Source organism: Bdellovibrio bacteriovorus, assembly GCF_002208115.1.
Taxonomy (GTDB): Bacteria; Bdellovibrionota; Bdellovibrionia; order Bdellovibrionales; family Bdellovibrionaceae; genus Bdellovibrio; species Bdellovibrio bacteriovorus_C.
This window is the reverse complement of record NZ_CP020946.1, coordinates 1,130,575-1,145,697: the sequence shown is the minus strand read 5'-3', so window position 1 is coordinate 1,145,697 and position 15,123 is coordinate 1,130,575. Positions and strand designations below refer to the sequence as shown.

Genomic DNA, 15,123 nt, shown 5'->3' with positions numbered 1-15,123 from the left:
GTTTTTTCTTTTCCGCGTATTCAACCAGCTATAACTTCTTCAAATAGATTTGCATCTTATCCTGTCCAGGCACCGAAATGTCGGCACGGCAGTTTTTCGTGGCCGTCGTCGTCTGCGTCTGAACATAAAAGGTCAAATTCGTCTGGTCCGTGGCATAAGAGAACAACCCGGTCATTTGATAGATTTCACTTTGATAGGCCCCTGCCGTGCCCGAGAAGTTTGTGCCATCCCAAAGACGATAACGACAGTAAACCCCGGCATCCACTGGATACATCGAAAAAAGTAATACCGTCAGCTCATAATCTCCCGCGGGAAGATTTGCGAAACGAATGCCCGGAATCTTGCCTTCCGTTGGAGCCGAAGCCAGTCCCGTCACCGTGGCCGTGTTACATGCTGTCACATTCGAAAAAGAGGCATACGAAGTATTGGCATGTTCCCACACGCACCCCGCCTTTCCCAGCATAGTCAAAGACCCCATCAGGGTGCTTGTCCCCGGGATGTTCACGTTACAGATAATGCCAGTTCCGGTACCATCTGAAGTACACATCTTATTCGCTGTTATTCCGCCCACACCCAAGACCGGGACATTGCCTGAAGCACTCCCCGTTGTCGCCACAGCCGCAGTTCCCAACCCCAAAGCTGTGCGGGCATTGGCCGCCGTCGCAGCCCCCGTACCGCCGTTTGCAATTGATAAAACTGAAGTTCCCACAACATCCGCAGAAGCCAAATCAATGGCGCCGAATGCTGGCGCGCCACCACCTGCCGGCACACGCAAAACCTGATTGGCCGTTCCCGCTGCGGTCGATGCTATGGTTGTATTAGAACTAAAATAGGGAATCCCGCCAGAAGCTCCCGCTGTCAAACCTGTACCGCCCTTCGTGACTGGTATGGTCGGCAACACGGAAGTGCCCACGGTCCCTGTCGCGATATTGCTGGCGTTGATGTTCGTCAAAGCAGAACCATCCACAGCCGGCAACTTTGAGTCCGACCCCAGCTTCACAATCTGGTTTGCGCCGGTCCCTGTGTTCACGCTGGCCAATCCAGAAGCCACCGTCATCCCCGAGACATCCGCGCTGGTATCAAAACGCACAAGACCTTTTGCGGCGTAGGAGGCATCTCCCGGCGTCGTCCCGCTGGAATCGGCCGAGCAATCCCAGGTTTTCGCGGTGTTATTCCATTTTAAAATCTGCCCATCAGTGCAGGCTGAAGTGCTGGCGGCCACCGTCAGCTTTGCCGCCCCATCATAGTATCTTAACGCCTTCAAATCTGAATTGTACCAGGAAAGGCCTTTGTGACCTGCGTTCAGCACCAGCGCATCTTCCTGGGCTTGCGTGAAGTTCCCCAGCAACAAAGTTTTTGTGGCACTCATGGTGATGTGGCCGATGGCCAAAATGTCTTCGCCACCCATATTCAGATCGCCCGTCATCGTACCGCCGCTCAAAGGCAATTTTGGATTGGCGGTGTCGGCCGCGCTGACTCGAGCATCCACTGCAGTGTTAAAGTCAGACATCTGACTGGCCGTAACGCTGATATTGGAGCAGGTAAAAGTATCCGAAACTGAATTCCATATTGAAACCTGACTGCTTGTACACTGCTGCAAAAGACTCATTTGCAGACGATCATCCAGCGCCGTCTGCAGGCCGGTAATCTGGGAAATCGGCAGACTGCCGACACTAAGAACGCCAGCTCCATTCACGGACAAACCCGAACCCACTTGCACAACCCCGGTGCTAGCCGCGGTTGCAACTGACACCACTCCGCCCGTATCGGTCACACAAGAAAAACTGGTTCCATTGGATTTCAACACTTCACCCGCGGCACAAGTCGGCAGCGCGGATTTTGCAAAGGCCTGAATGGTCGCCAGATCCGTGAGTTTTGCGTAACTTGCTGCCGCGACTCCCCCGAGCTTGTCGGCATCACGAGCCTTGGCCGCCTCTTGTGCCACCATGGCGTAAGGAACAGTGCCGATCTGATGATAAGGCAAGATGGCGCGAGGGCCGCCTGTGCCCGTGTCAAATACGATCTTCACTTTACGAATGTCACCAGCAGCGGGAGTGTAAGAACCGGAACAAACTGTGGACTCGGATCCCTGGTCCTGTGACGTCAGCCCGCTGGCGACGGCTGAGTCATTGGAAAAAACCTTCAGGATGTTTTCACGTGTTTGTTCTTGTCCGGCCGTCGCATAGACATTCACTGGCGAACTTCCTGAACCAATTGTCAGGGAAAAGCTGCCATCCGAAGCCGAAAGATCCTTGTTCAGATGTTGCTCTTGATACAAAAGACAGTTGTCAGGGCTTAGAACTTTGACGGTGAAATCCACACTGCCTTCACTCAGAGGCAACTCCGAAGCCACATCCAGAATACGCCCGGATATTTGAATACCCTTGGGCCCACTGGCCCAAGCCGTTGTGACAGGGACACTGAACACCAGAACCGCCAGAATCTGTTTCACCATAACGTTCCTCACATGGCTTGAAAGCGTATGTTGATTTCTGCCTGATAGACTCCATCATCGGAATAGGACTTGTCCGTCGTGGTGATTTCACCCACCACGCCTTCCACCCGGTATTGACCGGATTCATCCTGAGCGCTGATTTGTCGAGAGGGAGAAATAGCCATCTTGCCAGAAACAGAACGCAGAGGAACTGGCGACTCCTCCAGCGAAACTATAGACGCTTCCATCGAGCAACCCGACAGAAGACTCCACAGTATCAAGATGAGACAAGATTTTACAATAACGCGCATTTAGAAAATCTATCGGATTTTCCAGAGCGTGACTCAACAGGATTACGTTGAATTAATCAAGGAACGACGAAAGAGAATTCAACCCAGGCAGGTCCACATTTTGGAAGCGGTAAGAGTACGTCAGACGCATCTCCATTTGTATGGCATCCACCGTCCCTCCCAGAAAGTCCGTCGTCGTGTTATCAGAGTGCAACTGCAAATCCACAACGTGGCGTTCGCCGTTGTAGCCTCCGCCGACTTTCGCATCTGAAAAATAGCCCACGAAACTTTCATCCAGATTGGCAGATGTCGCAAACTTTCCATAGACCTTCTGCCAGGCCACGCCCAATGCCGCAAAGCCCGTCATATACCATGGTCCGCGAACCCAGATGCCCCCGACAGCTCCACCCAAGCCCGCCATTTGACGATCCAGTTCCTGCAGGTCGGCCAGCCTGTCAAACCCCGAAGTCCCCGCAGGAATAAAAGGTGAATCACCCGTCATCTTGTTGTCAGAAATCATCGCACTGGCAAAATACGACCAGCCACTTTCTTTCTGATGTCCGTCCTGACCGAAGGCCACACCCAGGCTGTAATCGTCTTCACGCAGATTCCAGTGCATCACGAAACTGATATTGCGGGTGCTGATATCACTGCGCTGATACTTGATCCCGACCGGGGCCGAACCGGCGTTAATAGCTTCGGTGTTGTCGAGATAATAGCCCTTATAAGATTGATAGCTGAATTCATAGGTGCGCTTCCCGTAAAAGCGCAGGTGAAAATCCGTAGCAGAGCTTTCGCCTTTTTGTTCGACGGTGGAGGGATCCACCGGATTGCTAAGGCCAATGGAAGCTCCCAAATTTCTGTAACTGACTCCCAGATAAGTTTTGCTGCCCACATTCGGCATAAACTGCGCTTCAGGTCCGTCATTTGGCGATTGAATGTCGATTTGATAAGAGGAAACCTGAGGCCCCAGAGTGACTTTCACTTCGTCGGCACCCGCAGAGTCCCATTTGGCTTCAGACCACGCCACCGAAGCCGAGAAAAGAATCAAAATACCCAGCGTTTTAAACATAGCGCTTACTGACACAAAGATTCTAACACCTTCCAACCCGGCTGAACTGCGGGTTCTGTCGGAGTGTCTTCGGCAGTGGGCTCATACTGATTGATCAAATCGTTTTCGTATTTGGCGCAGTCTTTTTTCTTGAAGTTCTTTTCGGACGGAAGGGATTCCAGAACGGACACCATCAGATCCATGTGTGCCTCGTCCTGCGCCCCCTGGGGAACGCTATTGTCACGCAGAGAGCGTATCTGACTCACGATACGATTCATGGCGCGATAGCGTTCTTTGTTGTTCTTGGCTTTACCGACTTCTTTTTCCAGCATCTCGGTGTAGGATTCCACCTGCTGTCGCACACTGCGATTGCTGCGAATGGCAACTTCTCCGGCCCCCAGCCCTTCCGGTGGGATAATGGCATGAACGTCCAGACTGCAGACCAATACTGCTGACAAGACCCAGATCGTTTTCATGCTCACCTCCAGCCCCTTTTATCTTATGATTCGAGATGTTTTTCAATCTCTAGCAGGGCTGAAGGCACCATATTAAGTGATTTTTTAATCTGCTTACTTACAGATCAGGTCCACGACATTGAAAGCCTTATCAACAAAGGGCTCTTTTTGATCCTTTGCATAGGATTTCATCATGTCATTCACTTCCTTTTTATAGTCCTTGCATTTGGACGCCTGGAAGTCTTTTTTCTCTGGCAGGAATGCCAACGAGTCCATGAAAAGACTCATGTTGATTTCTTTTTCTTCCGCCTGACGGGGATTCTTGGATCTCAGTTCACCCATCTCACGATAGTTTTTCAGGAACACGTCGTAACGCTTGGTCACGTCTTTTTCCTTCTTCAACTCCCCTTCAAGCTTGGTGATCTTTTTATTGAACTCAGCAAAAACGTCCACTTTGGCCGCTTGCGCCGCAGTCACAGAAAGACCGGTCATCAGTACCGCAATTACAGTTCCAAGAATTTGTTTTCTGTGCATGTGCCTGCTCCTAGTGCTTTATCCAATACGCGCGCCTGCGCTTTTACTGCCGGGATATAAAGAGAATCTTTATATGCAAACAGGTATTCAGCCAACGTCAAAGGTGTCTTTTTGCCAATCGCTTTGGCGCGGGCTTCGCCGGCCTTGGCTTTCAACTGCGCCCCTGTCGGCCAGTAATTCATATCAAAGTCTGCTTTCGTGATCGGGTACTTTTTCAGTGTCGTGATACGGTATTTCAGCCATTCACGATAAAACACTGGCGGACGACCCGGACCCGAATTGTAAGCCATAACAAAGATCATCTCTTTGATGGATTCTTTGTCGAAGCTGTCAATGCCGGCCTCTTTCATCAACTGCTCAACACCTTTGAAATCCGGATTTTTGGCATCCGTGGAGCGATTCCACGCGCCATTCGAATTTCTTTTGGTCGCATGATAGAAGATACCATAATAAACCATACTTCTTAGAGGATTCGGCGGCGTTGAGATTGCATGACAGCGCTGGGAATCTTCAGACAGGATTTCTTCGGCTTTCGCAGGCACCGCCCCCGGAATGCTGCGCAGTCTTTGGCAGGATTCTTTGGTGCTGTTGTTGATACGGCCCTTGAAGTTTTCAAAGTTCTGAGCCACATCCGCCAACGCCTGATCCGTGAACTGCCCGATACCACCGTCATTCACCAGTCCAAACGCATTCACATGCAGACCGCTTTCATTGGAAAGTTTTGGCGCGATGAATTTCGCCGGAACTTCCAGACAGTCCGCCACGTCGATCAACGAATTATAAACCAGGTTCACATAGTTTTCAGTCACGCAGGCCTTGTGACCATAACGCTCTGGAGTGCCTGTGTCTTTGTCACACTTGGCAAACAACCACGGGTCTTTTTTGTAGTCTTTCACGTCCTTGACTTCACGCTGATTGGTCGGTGGAGCCGTGCGGTTGAACTCGATGTCCGCCTCGCGCTTTTCTTCCGGCGTCAGGGCGCGGTCTTTCCAGAAACGTTTCATGATATAAAGAGCACACTTACGTGGCAGAATTTCCGCGGTCTTGGAGTAATCACGACCACCGGCGAACAACCCTTTCGGATCGGCTTTCTTGAAAGCTTCAAACTGCTTTTGCAGATAGTTGCGGTCCGGGCCGCAGTTTTCCGGCTTTTCGAACGTGATCATGTTTTCGACGTCGCCGAAATTACAGGTGCAGGTCATGTCGTCTTTAGCCGCTGTTGTTCCAATTCCCGTCAGGGATTTGTTCACGGTCTGCAGCTTTTTAATCACCTGCTCTTCAGCACTGGAGGCATATTCGCCGGCACCAGCGGTTGGACGAGTGACTTCATACCAGCCAAAGGCGGTGAAGGAAGCCAGGCAACAGAATGTGTAAAACCAAAAGGATGTCCTTGAACGTTGCACGATCATCTCCTCTTTCCATATTTATCAATGTCTTATCTGTTTAAATGCCCGAAAACTGAATGCACTAAAGTCCAGTTCCTTTCCTCCGATAAGTAATAAGAATGCTTAAACTGTCTTTAAGTCTTTTTAGTGCGTTGCTGTTTTTGGCGGGATGTTCCGACGTCACCCCGCAGGTCAGCTTTTTAAAAGGACAGACCCCCTCCCCGAGCACGGGCAGTCCTGCAGGGGAATCATTTATAAAGACCGACCTGGCCAGCCATGCCGTTTCAACTTCCGCTGGCGGCTTTAAACTGGAAGCCACTGTGTCGAAAGAAGACAGAAGCACCCAGCTTGTCTCATCTCAAGGCTATCTTCTGATTCTTAATGAAGATATCGACTAAAATACGGTCAAAATCCTAAGGATTTGTCTGAATAACTCCGAATATATTCATGAATGAAACCAAAGCACGTCCGTTATCCTTTGTTGATAATCCCGCTTTTGTTTGCCTTTGTCGCAAAGGCCGATGGTTATCATGTGTCGGGAAAGATTCTTCGTCCCGACGGCACTCCCGTGGATGCAAATGCTGTCAGTTTCAATCTTGAGGTTCTGTCCCCTGACGCCACCTGCGTGGTGTACCAGGAAACAATCAACAACGTTGACATGAGTGGCTCCAAAGGCCGCTTCAATCTGGTGCTGGGATCAGGGACCCGGGTTTATTCCAGCGGTGACATGCCTTTGGAAAAGGTCGTCTCTAACAGCGCATCTCTGACCTGTAAAGGTGGAGCCCTCTTTAATCCTGTGGCCACAGATGAAAGATCTTTGCGTATTTCTTTCTATGACGGCAGCGCGTGGCAAAGCTTTGCCGCGCAAAAATTAAAGGCAGTTCCTTTTGCGACGGAATCCCAAAATGCCCAGTCAGCAAACAAGCTGGGTAACTATAATGCCACAAGCCTGCTGCGGGTCGATGGCGGAACAGCTCCGGCGATGACGCCTGCCCAGATGTCGGCCTTGTTGTCGGTGGTCGCAGACTATAATCAGTTCCTGAAAGTCGAAGCCGATCCAACGGTTCAGGGCTTTGCTAAAAACGCTCTGCCAACATGTGCTGCGGGATACACGCTGACATCCAATGGAACAAACCTGACCTGCGTTCAGGATCAAACCGGCACGAACTTCACTTTACCCACCGGCGCCAGTGGCCAGGTTTTGAAGCACGATGGATCTCAGTGGAAAGCCGGGGCGATTGCCATCACGGACGTCAGCAATCTGAATGCAGAGCTGAGCAACAAATTGAATAAGGCGGCTCTGCCCACTTGCGGGACCAGCGAGACCATGCACTACACTTCTGTGAGCGACACCTGGGACTGTCAGGCCATCAATTTGCCTTTGGCCGGCGACGTCGCCGGGACGACAACAGCGACCCAAGTCACCCGCCTGCGCGGAGTGAACGTCGCGGCCACCACCCCAACCAGCGGTCAGGTCCTTCGTTACAACGGCACGGACTGGGTGCCAGCAACGATCCCGACAGGAGCTGGCACGGTCACCTCTGTGGCTGCAGGCACGGGCCTAACCGGGGGCACGATCACATCCACCGGCACCATTTCTTTGGCTAACACCAGTGTGACCGCCGGAACCTATGGAAGTGCCACACAGATTCCTTCCTTCACGGTAGATGCTCAAGGTCGCTTGACCTCTGCTGGCGGAACCACCGTGAATATCATCAGTGGGGTCACTAGTGCCAATGCCTATATTACTGTCGCCAGCGGCAGCACCGCCCCGGTAATTACAGCCAATGTCGGAACTGCAGCCAACACTCTGGCTGCCGGAAATGATCCGCGCTTTACTGACTCGCGGTCTCCGGCAGGAACAGCCGCAGGAGATCTTTCTGGAACTTACCCAAACCCAACTGTAGCTAAAATCCAGGGAAAACCCGTGAACGTATCTGCGGGATACTTTGACGGTGGCTCTTTAATCTACGACTCTGCTTTGGCTGCCTGGAAGACAACAAGTCCTTGTGATGCCGGCTGGACTTTGATCACCAAAGGGGATCCGTTCTGCGCTCAAAAGCTGTCCAGCACCGGAACTAACTTCGCCGCTTCCATGACTCAGTGTCTGAACGCCGGGGCCAAACTTTGCGACCTGCAGCAGGCTGTCGGCTTGTGCCAATCCGATTTCATCACAACAGACACAAGCTTGTGGATCGGGCAACTGACCGACAACTCCAGCGCGCACGTCATTCTCTGCTCGGCAGCAAGCAACACATGGGCCGCAGGAACATTCACCTTTGCAACCACTCAAGATGGTTCGCTGCCGATTGTTCCTTACTGCTGCAAAAACCGCCGCTAATTTTAAATTAGAAGCTGTAGGTCACAGCCAACAAGGTGTTGGCTCCGCCCAGGAAATAAAACACCGACCGCACGTCGCTGTTTTCTTCCTGAGTGGCGCTATAGATATTGGCAGCAGCCAGCAAGGCATGCGTGGCCACCCGAATCCATTTGCGCTTTTCTTTTTCTTCGCGCTCTTTCAGCAGAAACCGCTGCAGAACCTCATTCTTTTCGGCCAGGGACAACGATGATCCGTCAATGGCGTAAAAGAACGAGTCCATTTCATTGCCAGTATAATAATAAGTTGCGCCAAGACCTATCGCCGCCAATCCCACGTTCGAGGTGATGGCAAAGATCGTGCGACTGAAAACTTCCTCGGACTGCTGATAACCAACCGTGCCCCCAATCGCCGCAATCGCGCCGGAAATCATGTAAGCCACACCCGCCTGCTCGTCTTCTTGCTGTTGCTTCTGAACAAAGGTGCGGAATTCATTCCAATTGGAGGGACCGGAATAATCCACATCGCGGCGATCTCCGGCGAAGGACTCTCCACTTAAAAAAAGTAAAAAGACCAGAAAGATCAAAAACCTCACAGGCTCACCCCGAACTGCACAAAGACGGACTTGTTTTCGCGCTCACTCCAATAAGAAAGACCCGTGGAAAAGCTTTTGTACGTCGCCAAAAACGCGGCGGCCTGATCGTACTGCGAAGCGCTGAGCACCCCTTGCAGAACACCCAGTTGATAAGTCACCGCCCCGCGAACAGCATCCTGGAAGTTTTCAGTTTCGTTGTGCACTTGAAACTGCACGCCGACTTCCAAAAGACCCAGCGGGACAGCAGGCTTTACTGAAGCCCCCAATAAACCCTGAGGCCGAATGGGATACTGCTCGGACTTTTTATCACTGACACCCCATTGGGAAAGCATGGCGGAAATCTGCGGCTCCCACGGAGCCTCTTCCCAGGCATACAAAAGACCCGGTTCGACATACAAAATGTCCTGATTATGAATTTCAAAAAGTTCGTCCCGGTCACCGGCGAGGGCTTCAACCACCGAGAAATAGTTCCCGACGTACTTCACATGCGTGTAGCGAAGCTGCAAACCTGCATAGAAGTTTCCGGCCGTGAAACTGGCCAACTGGGCTTTGATGCTTTGTTCTTCCGAAGCGATCATATCCACCATCGGTAAGGACGAGTTTTCAAACTGATAGATGTACACCAGACGATAAGGCTCAACGGAAATTCCCCAGGTCGGACGCTGAAACGAGGCTTCGATGGAAATCTCGCCATCCACCGCTTCACGACGGGAAAACATTTTTGCCACTGAAGCTTCGTCGCTGGTTCCGTTTAATAAAGCCTCTGCTTCACGCAGGTATTCCATGTTGCTGCCCAGAAGCAGGTCGGTATCAAAGCGCGGGGATTTTTCTTTTGCGACATACGCGGGATTGCACGGAAGGCCGCGGCGCAGACTGTCCATTGAATAGCAGGCACTGCCCAGTGACCGCGCCAAGAAACGACTGCCCCCATCACGAATGGCCGGAGAATACGTCGCCGCCTGAGCGAAGACGGCAGTCCATGTCAGAAAGAGGGCCGAAAGAATTCTTAGAAGCATATTTTTTCCTGCGGCCACGGGACCGTCTCGGCTTCTTTTTTAAACTTTTGCAGGTCTTCCGTGTAGCGGCTGAATTCAGCTTTTTTCTCGGGGAACGCGGAAGTCAGATCCTGACTGATCACAATCAGATGTTCCAGCAACTGCAACGCCCACTCATAGTAAGGCTGCACGATATCCGAACAGATTTTCTGACTGCGCACCACCTGCCAGTTCAAAAGACCTTCATTGACGACGGACTTTAAAAGGACCACCCGCAAGGTCGCCGCATAAAGGCGTGCCCCGGCTTCGGGTTGATCCGCCAGAACCTGCAGGGCCTGGGTTAAGTCCTCGCGACCCGAGGCTTTGACTTCCGGGATTTTCTCCCACTGAGCAGCATAGCGGCCCAGGGACTGCATCAGCTCCTGAGTCTTTTGGTCCACGCGAACCGCTGCCAAAGACACTGCCGTGGGTAGCAAGTTACGGACGACCACAAAGGAATAGATCTTTTCGATGCGCACCCCCGCCCGGCCGGCATAGGCGGACGCCAGCGCCAGCCTCACGTGCAGATGCGGATCCTGCTGCTCTAGCTTGGTCAGGTATTCAATGGCCTCGCCCCAGCGCCCTTGATCGATCAATTGATAGCCCTTGGAAAGACGGCTTTCCCGAGTGAGGGGCTCCTCTTTGGACTGACAAGCCAAAAGGGACAAAGTGACCACAAAAAAGGTGAGCTGGATGAGTCTTCGCATAGATAACGCGGCATACTAGCGAGGCGCGGTATAAAATTCGAGATGACACACGACGCACTATAATAATTCCATTGATCCTTACCTGCCAGCAATATACCCCTGCCCCGGTGTAACACTCGAGGGGGTAAAATGCTTCGTAGTCTCTTAATTTTTGTAATGTTGTTGATGGGAACGGCAGCCAACGCGGCTGTTTGGACTGAGGTCAACGAATGGTCCCAGGCCTATGAAGACCGTTATGCGGAATGGGTTCGCGCAGAATGGCGCACGGACTTCTTCTCTCGCAAGTCTTTGCGCAACGGCCAAAGCAATCCTTACTATGGCCTGCGTGTGGACTGTGCTGACACGGTTTATTCCATGCGTATTATCTTTGCCTATGAAAACCGCCTGCCCTTCGTGGCTCAGGATCCGACAGCGGCTGGCAAAACAATCTCCAATAAAATGAGCCGTTGGGATGGCCAAAGTGAAAATCAGCGCGTGCGCAATTTCCTTTGGTATATCTATGGTGTGATGTCCACGCGTTCTCTTCCGAACGACACCTATCCTGTGGCAATCAACCGTAACACAATCCGCTCTGGCGGTTTGATGGCGACTTCAAAAAAGAACCATCACTCCTGGACGATCAAAGAAATCCTGCCAATCGGTGTTCCGTATTTGGTTTACAACTCTGTTGTGGGTGCAAACTCTGGTTACGGTCTGCAAGAGCGCCAGTCCTGGCCAAATCCCGACTGGGTGTTTGAGGGCGATTACTCTGTGAACAGCGGCGCGGGCTTCCGTTACTGGAGACCGGCTTCTGCATTGAACAAACCCGTTTGGCAGTCCCCAGGCTACAGCGATGAGCAGTTCAAAATTCCATTGAACAAATGGGTTCGCCACGTGCAAAGCCGCCTGGCTCTGCGCCAGGAAACCGATGACCAGTTGGTGGCTCGTCTGATCAAAACCACTTGTTCTGGTTTTGCGGACCGAGTGACTTCCATCAATGAAGGTCTGGACTATTTGAAGCGCAACAACAAGTGCATGGACTATGCAACTTATGACACATACTCCACGCCAAACCGTGACCGTCGTATCTTTGACGACTTCATGTCTTTGCGTCGCGCATACAAAGAGATCCTGCAAATCAACGGTGGCAACCAGTTGAGCGCTTCCACAAAAGCTCAATTGGACAAAATCTTCCCGGCGATTTCTTTGTCTGCGGCACAGGAAACTTCCCGCATGGCAGCTCAGACTGTGACTTCTGCTTCTGTGTGCGTGGTGGATTACCTTCCAGGCCGCAAAATGGATCTGGCAGAGTTCAAACGCCGTTTGTTCCAAGGTCTGATTTCCAACAATCCACATGACGGTGGTGAGTACCGCTGGGGTGAGGCTCGTGGGCCTTCGCAGCGTGCAAGAACCTGCCAATCATGGGACCATTGGGCTCCAGATTTAACTCAGGAATAAAAAGGAATTATGAGATCGACTAAACTTAGCACATGGATCACTTGGGGCCTGGTGCTCTTTGCACTGGGTGTGGCAACGGACTATTACTTCCTGCATATTCTTTTCCATCAAAAGCAGCAGGAAGCTTTGCAAATAGCAGAAGGCGAAAAAGCCGCAGCAACAGAAGCCACCCCAGCAACCACTGCGGGCGACGACAGCTTCCTGGGTGAAAAAGGCAATGCGCAAGTTCAGAACGATTCCGGCAAAGACACCTTCCTGGCTTCTTTGCAGGCCTGTGCTCCGGAAGTGGCGGCTCAAGCTATCGCCACCCCGGAAGCCCTGATGGAATACCTGCAAAAAAGTGTCGGGGTTGCCAAAGAAGAAATCTCTCTGGAAAATTACCACCTGACTTTGCCGGATGGATCTTTGCGCCGCGTGCACCTGATCACCGCCGACAACACCAATGCCAAAGACAAAGTGGAAATCCGCTTCTTTAAACTGGATGCGGAAGGATACCCGGAGCGCCTGGCCCTGAAGGGCGATGAAACCCTGGAGTCACTGCTGGCCCTGGGTAAAGTCAGCCGCCACGAAGTGAAGTCCGTTCTGGAGCTCAAAGACAAGACCACGGTGAACCTGGAAAAGCATGACAACGTCGTGTTCGAGTTCCAATACAACAACCATGGCAAAATTCTGTCCTGCCGTTATAAAGACTGCCTTTGCCAGTAAGACTTAGGACCTGCTCTTAGGTCCTGTCAGGGATTAATAATCCGTCACAATATTTCATTCCACAGACCCTCTGTTAAGATTAAACCCAGAGGGTCTATTGCATGACAAAAAGCGGTTCTTTTTTGCACAGCCGAAGTTTGTGGGTCTATTACACCCTCTTCTTTTCGGGCTCGCTGGTTTTGGTGTACCAAGCGCTGAGCTGGGAAATCATTGGAGATTCAGTCAATTTTCTGTGCTTGCTGTTCGTCATGAACGGATTGCTGGCGCGCAGATTCATCCACATTCTGGAAAACTCCCTGCTGATGACCCTGGGATACATCCTGCCACTTTTGATTCGTAACAGCCTGAAGCTGTCCTACACAGAAGCACCGTCGATCAAAGAGTTCCTGAATCTGGCATTTGTTTCAACAACGACAACACTGGTTTTGGGAATTGGTTTTTCATTCTTGGGTATGCTGTTGCACCACTTCGGACACAAACTGCACCAAATGAGCCGAAGCCGGGTGACCACAAATAGCAGTGTCACCCCCGGCTCCCCTACGGACGAATAACTCAGTCTCCGGTCGAACCCATCATCTGGGCCATCTCGAAGCGGTTTTGCTCTGCCATCACCATCTGCGACAATTCACGTTTTAGATTGTTGAAATCAACATCGGCGGGATTGCGCGGACGCGGGATCTGCACGGTCACGTCTTTTTTCACTGTGCCCGGACGATAGCTCATCACAATAATACGATCCGCCAGATAAATAGCTTCTTCGATACTGTGAGTGACAAACACCACGGTCTTCTTCAGCTCGCTCCAGATTTTCAACAATTCATCCTGCAGACTTCGACGGGTAAGGGCATCCAATGCACCAAACGGTTCGTCCATCAGCATAATCGGCGGATCCAGGGCCAATACGCGGGCAATCGCTACACGCTGTCTCATCCCCCCGGAAAGGTCTTTCGGGAAGCGTTTTCTAAAGTCTGTCAGCTTCAGCGTTTTCAAAAGCTGCTGCAGCTTTTGTTCAATCTGATCTGGCGGGGCGTTTTTGATTTTAAGACCAAAGGTGATGTTGTCTTCGACCGTCATCCATGGGAACAGAGCGTACTCTTGAAACACCATGCCGCGGTCAGGTCCCGGTTCCACGATTTTATGACCACCGACGAAGACGTCACCGTCCGAGGGCAGCGAGAACCCGGCAATGGCGTTTAAAAGAGTGCTCTTGCCACAACCTGAAGGCCCCAGCAGACAAACGAACTGTCCTTCCGGGATATTGAAGTCAATATCCTTCAAGGCAATTACATCCTGTTCGGAGCCTTTGAAAACTTTGGAAACATGTTTGATTTCGATTTGTGTTGGATTCGACATTATTCAAGACCTCGATGCCAGCGCAGCAGATAGTTATTCAAACGGCTGACGACAGTGTCGATCGCAAGCCCCAACAGACCGATAGAGAACATTCCGGCAATAATCTTGTCAGACCAGAAGTATTCGCGGGCCTCCAGAATGCGATACCCCAGACCGTTGTTCACCGCGATCATTTCAGCCACGATCATACAAATGAACCCCGTACCGATGCCGATGCGCACACCACTTAAAATGTACGGCATCGCCGCAGGTACGATGATTTTTCTAAACATCAGGAAAGATCCCGCACCCAGATTTTTTCCGGCACGGATATAGATGCTGTCCACCGCACGCACGCCCACGATGGTGTTCATCAGAACCGGGAAGAAGGCACCCAAGGCAATCAGGAACACAGCCGGAGGATTCCCCAGTCCGAACCACAAGATCGCCAAAGGAATGTAGGCAATCGGCGGAATCGGACGCAGAACCTGAATCAGCGGATTCATATAATCATAAATGCGCTGGCTTGCCCCCATCAAAAGTCCTAGCGGCAAAGCCAGGCCCCCACCGATCACAAAGCCCAGGAACACACGATAGAAGCTTTCCCAAAGATCGCGAATCAGTTCGCCCGAGAAATACCAGGCAAACTTCGAACCTTGCGCGGGATCGTAAGCCTCCAGTGGCATCAGATACTGGTACCACTTGACGAGGACTGCCGACGGCGCCGGAAGGACCTGAGGATTCACCCAGCCTGCGCGCACCACGACTTCCCACAATATAATCACAATCGCCGGTACCCAGACACCTTTGAGTTTAGATAGCAATCCTTGATCCTTCTTCATACTCA

At 51.6% G+C, this 15,123-nt stretch carries 16 protein-coding genes; 4 read left to right on the top strand and 12 right to left on the bottom strand.

The features are described from left to right. Positions 1–28: 28 nt before the first annotated feature. From B9G79_RS05635 to B9G79_RS05610, 6 genes are all read right to left on the bottom strand, one after another. Complete coding sequence (locus tag B9G79_RS05635) at positions 29–2,455, bottom strand: cell wall anchor protein (RefSeq protein WP_088564666.1); 2,427 nt, start codon at positions 2,453–2,455, stop codon at positions 29–31. An 8-nt stretch (positions 2,456–2,463) separates the two neighbouring features. Beyond that, complete coding sequence (locus B9G79_RS05630) at positions 2,464–2,682, bottom strand: hypothetical protein (RefSeq protein WP_088564665.1); 219 nt, start codon at positions 2,680–2,682, stop codon at positions 2,464–2,466. Between the two features lie 115 nt (positions 2,683–2,797). After that, the gene (locus B9G79_RS05625) at positions 2,798–3,796 is read right to left on the bottom strand and encodes a DUF4421 family protein (protein ID WP_088564664.1); all 999 of its coding nucleotides are present in this window, start codon (positions 3,794–3,796) and stop codon (positions 2,798–2,800) included. A 5-nt stretch (positions 3,797–3,801) separates the two neighbouring features. After that, entirely contained in the window at positions 3,802–4,251 is a 450-nt protein-coding gene (locus tag B9G79_RS05620) for a hypothetical protein (protein WP_232469211.1), read from the bottom strand. 93 nt (positions 4,252–4,344) lie between these two features. Continuing rightward, positions 4,345–4,764 carry a hypothetical protein gene (locus tag B9G79_RS05615; RefSeq protein ID WP_088564663.1) on the bottom strand — a complete coding sequence of 140 codons (420 nt, stop codon included), beginning with the start codon at positions 4,762–4,764 and terminating at the stop codon, positions 4,345–4,347. Further along, a complete protein-coding gene (locus tag B9G79_RS05610; protein WP_088564662.1) occupies positions 4,734–6,173 on the bottom strand; it encodes a hypothetical protein in 1,440 nt (479 codons plus the stop codon). Before B9G79_RS05610 ends, B9G79_RS05615 begins: the two co-directional genes overlap by 31 nt. 95 nt (positions 6,174–6,268) lie before the next feature. Between B9G79_RS05610 and B9G79_RS05605 the strand changes: the two genes are divergently transcribed. Continuing rightward, positions 6,269–6,547: a hypothetical protein gene (locus B9G79_RS05605; RefSeq protein WP_088564661.1), complete on the top strand. Its 279-nt coding sequence runs from the start codon at positions 6,269–6,271 to the stop codon at positions 6,545–6,547. A gap of 1,565 nt (positions 6,548–8,112) precedes the next feature. Here B9G79_RS05605 and B9G79_RS18570 read toward each other — a convergent pair. From B9G79_RS18570 to B9G79_RS05585, 4 genes are all read right to left on the bottom strand, one after another. After that, on the bottom strand, positions 8,113–8,376 hold the full coding sequence (locus tag B9G79_RS18570; protein WP_416480772.1) for a hypothetical protein: 264 nt from the start codon (positions 8,374–8,376) through the stop codon (positions 8,113–8,115). A 121-nt stretch (positions 8,377–8,497) separates the two neighbouring features. Further along, a complete protein-coding gene (locus tag B9G79_RS05595) occupies positions 8,498–9,061 on the bottom strand; it encodes a hypothetical protein (RefSeq protein ID WP_088564659.1) in 564 nt (187 codons plus the stop codon). After that, the gene (locus B9G79_RS05590) at positions 9,058–10,077 is read right to left on the bottom strand and encodes a hypothetical protein (protein ID WP_088564658.1); all 1,020 of its coding nucleotides are present in this window, start codon (positions 10,075–10,077) and stop codon (positions 9,058–9,060) included. Before B9G79_RS05590 ends, B9G79_RS05595 begins: the two co-directional genes overlap by 4 nt. Then, positions 10,068–10,802, bottom strand: a complete 735-nt coding sequence (locus tag B9G79_RS05585) for a hypothetical protein (RefSeq protein WP_088564657.1) — start codon at positions 10,800–10,802, stop codon at positions 10,068–10,070. Before B9G79_RS05585 ends, B9G79_RS05590 begins: the two co-directional genes overlap by 10 nt. 129 nt (positions 10,803–10,931) lie before the next feature. On the opposite strand from B9G79_RS05585, the gene B9G79_RS05580 reads away from it, so the two are divergent. The 3 genes from B9G79_RS05580 (at position 10,932) to B9G79_RS05570 (ending at position 13,495) form a co-directional block, all read left to right on the top strand. Further along, positions 10,932–12,239: a hypothetical protein gene (locus B9G79_RS05580; RefSeq protein ID WP_088564656.1), complete on the top strand. Its 1,308-nt coding sequence runs from the start codon at positions 10,932–10,934 to the stop codon at positions 12,237–12,239. Positions 12,240–12,248: 9 nt separating this feature from the next. Continuing rightward, positions 12,249–12,944 carry a hypothetical protein gene (locus B9G79_RS05575; RefSeq protein ID WP_088564655.1) on the top strand — a complete coding sequence of 232 codons (696 nt, stop codon included), beginning with the start codon at positions 12,249–12,251 and terminating at the stop codon, positions 12,942–12,944. Positions 12,945–13,045: 101 nt separating this feature from the next. After that, complete coding sequence (locus B9G79_RS05570) at positions 13,046–13,495, top strand: hypothetical protein (RefSeq protein WP_232469210.1); 450 nt, start codon at positions 13,046–13,048, stop codon at positions 13,493–13,495. A 1-nt stretch (position 13,496) separates the two neighbouring features. Here B9G79_RS05570 and B9G79_RS05565 read toward each other — a convergent pair whose 3' ends face one another. After that, the gene (locus B9G79_RS05565; protein ID WP_088564654.1) at positions 13,497–14,297 is read right to left on the bottom strand and encodes an ABC transporter ATP-binding protein; all 801 of its coding nucleotides are present in this window, start codon (positions 14,295–14,297) and stop codon (positions 13,497–13,499) included. Continuing rightward, positions 14,297–15,118, bottom strand: coding sequence for an ABC transporter permease (locus tag B9G79_RS05560; RefSeq protein ID WP_088564653.1), 822 nt, complete (start codon positions 15,116–15,118; stop codon positions 14,297–14,299). Before B9G79_RS05560 ends, B9G79_RS05565 begins: the two co-directional genes overlap by 1 nt. Between the last annotated feature and the right edge of the window lie 5 nt (positions 15,119–15,123).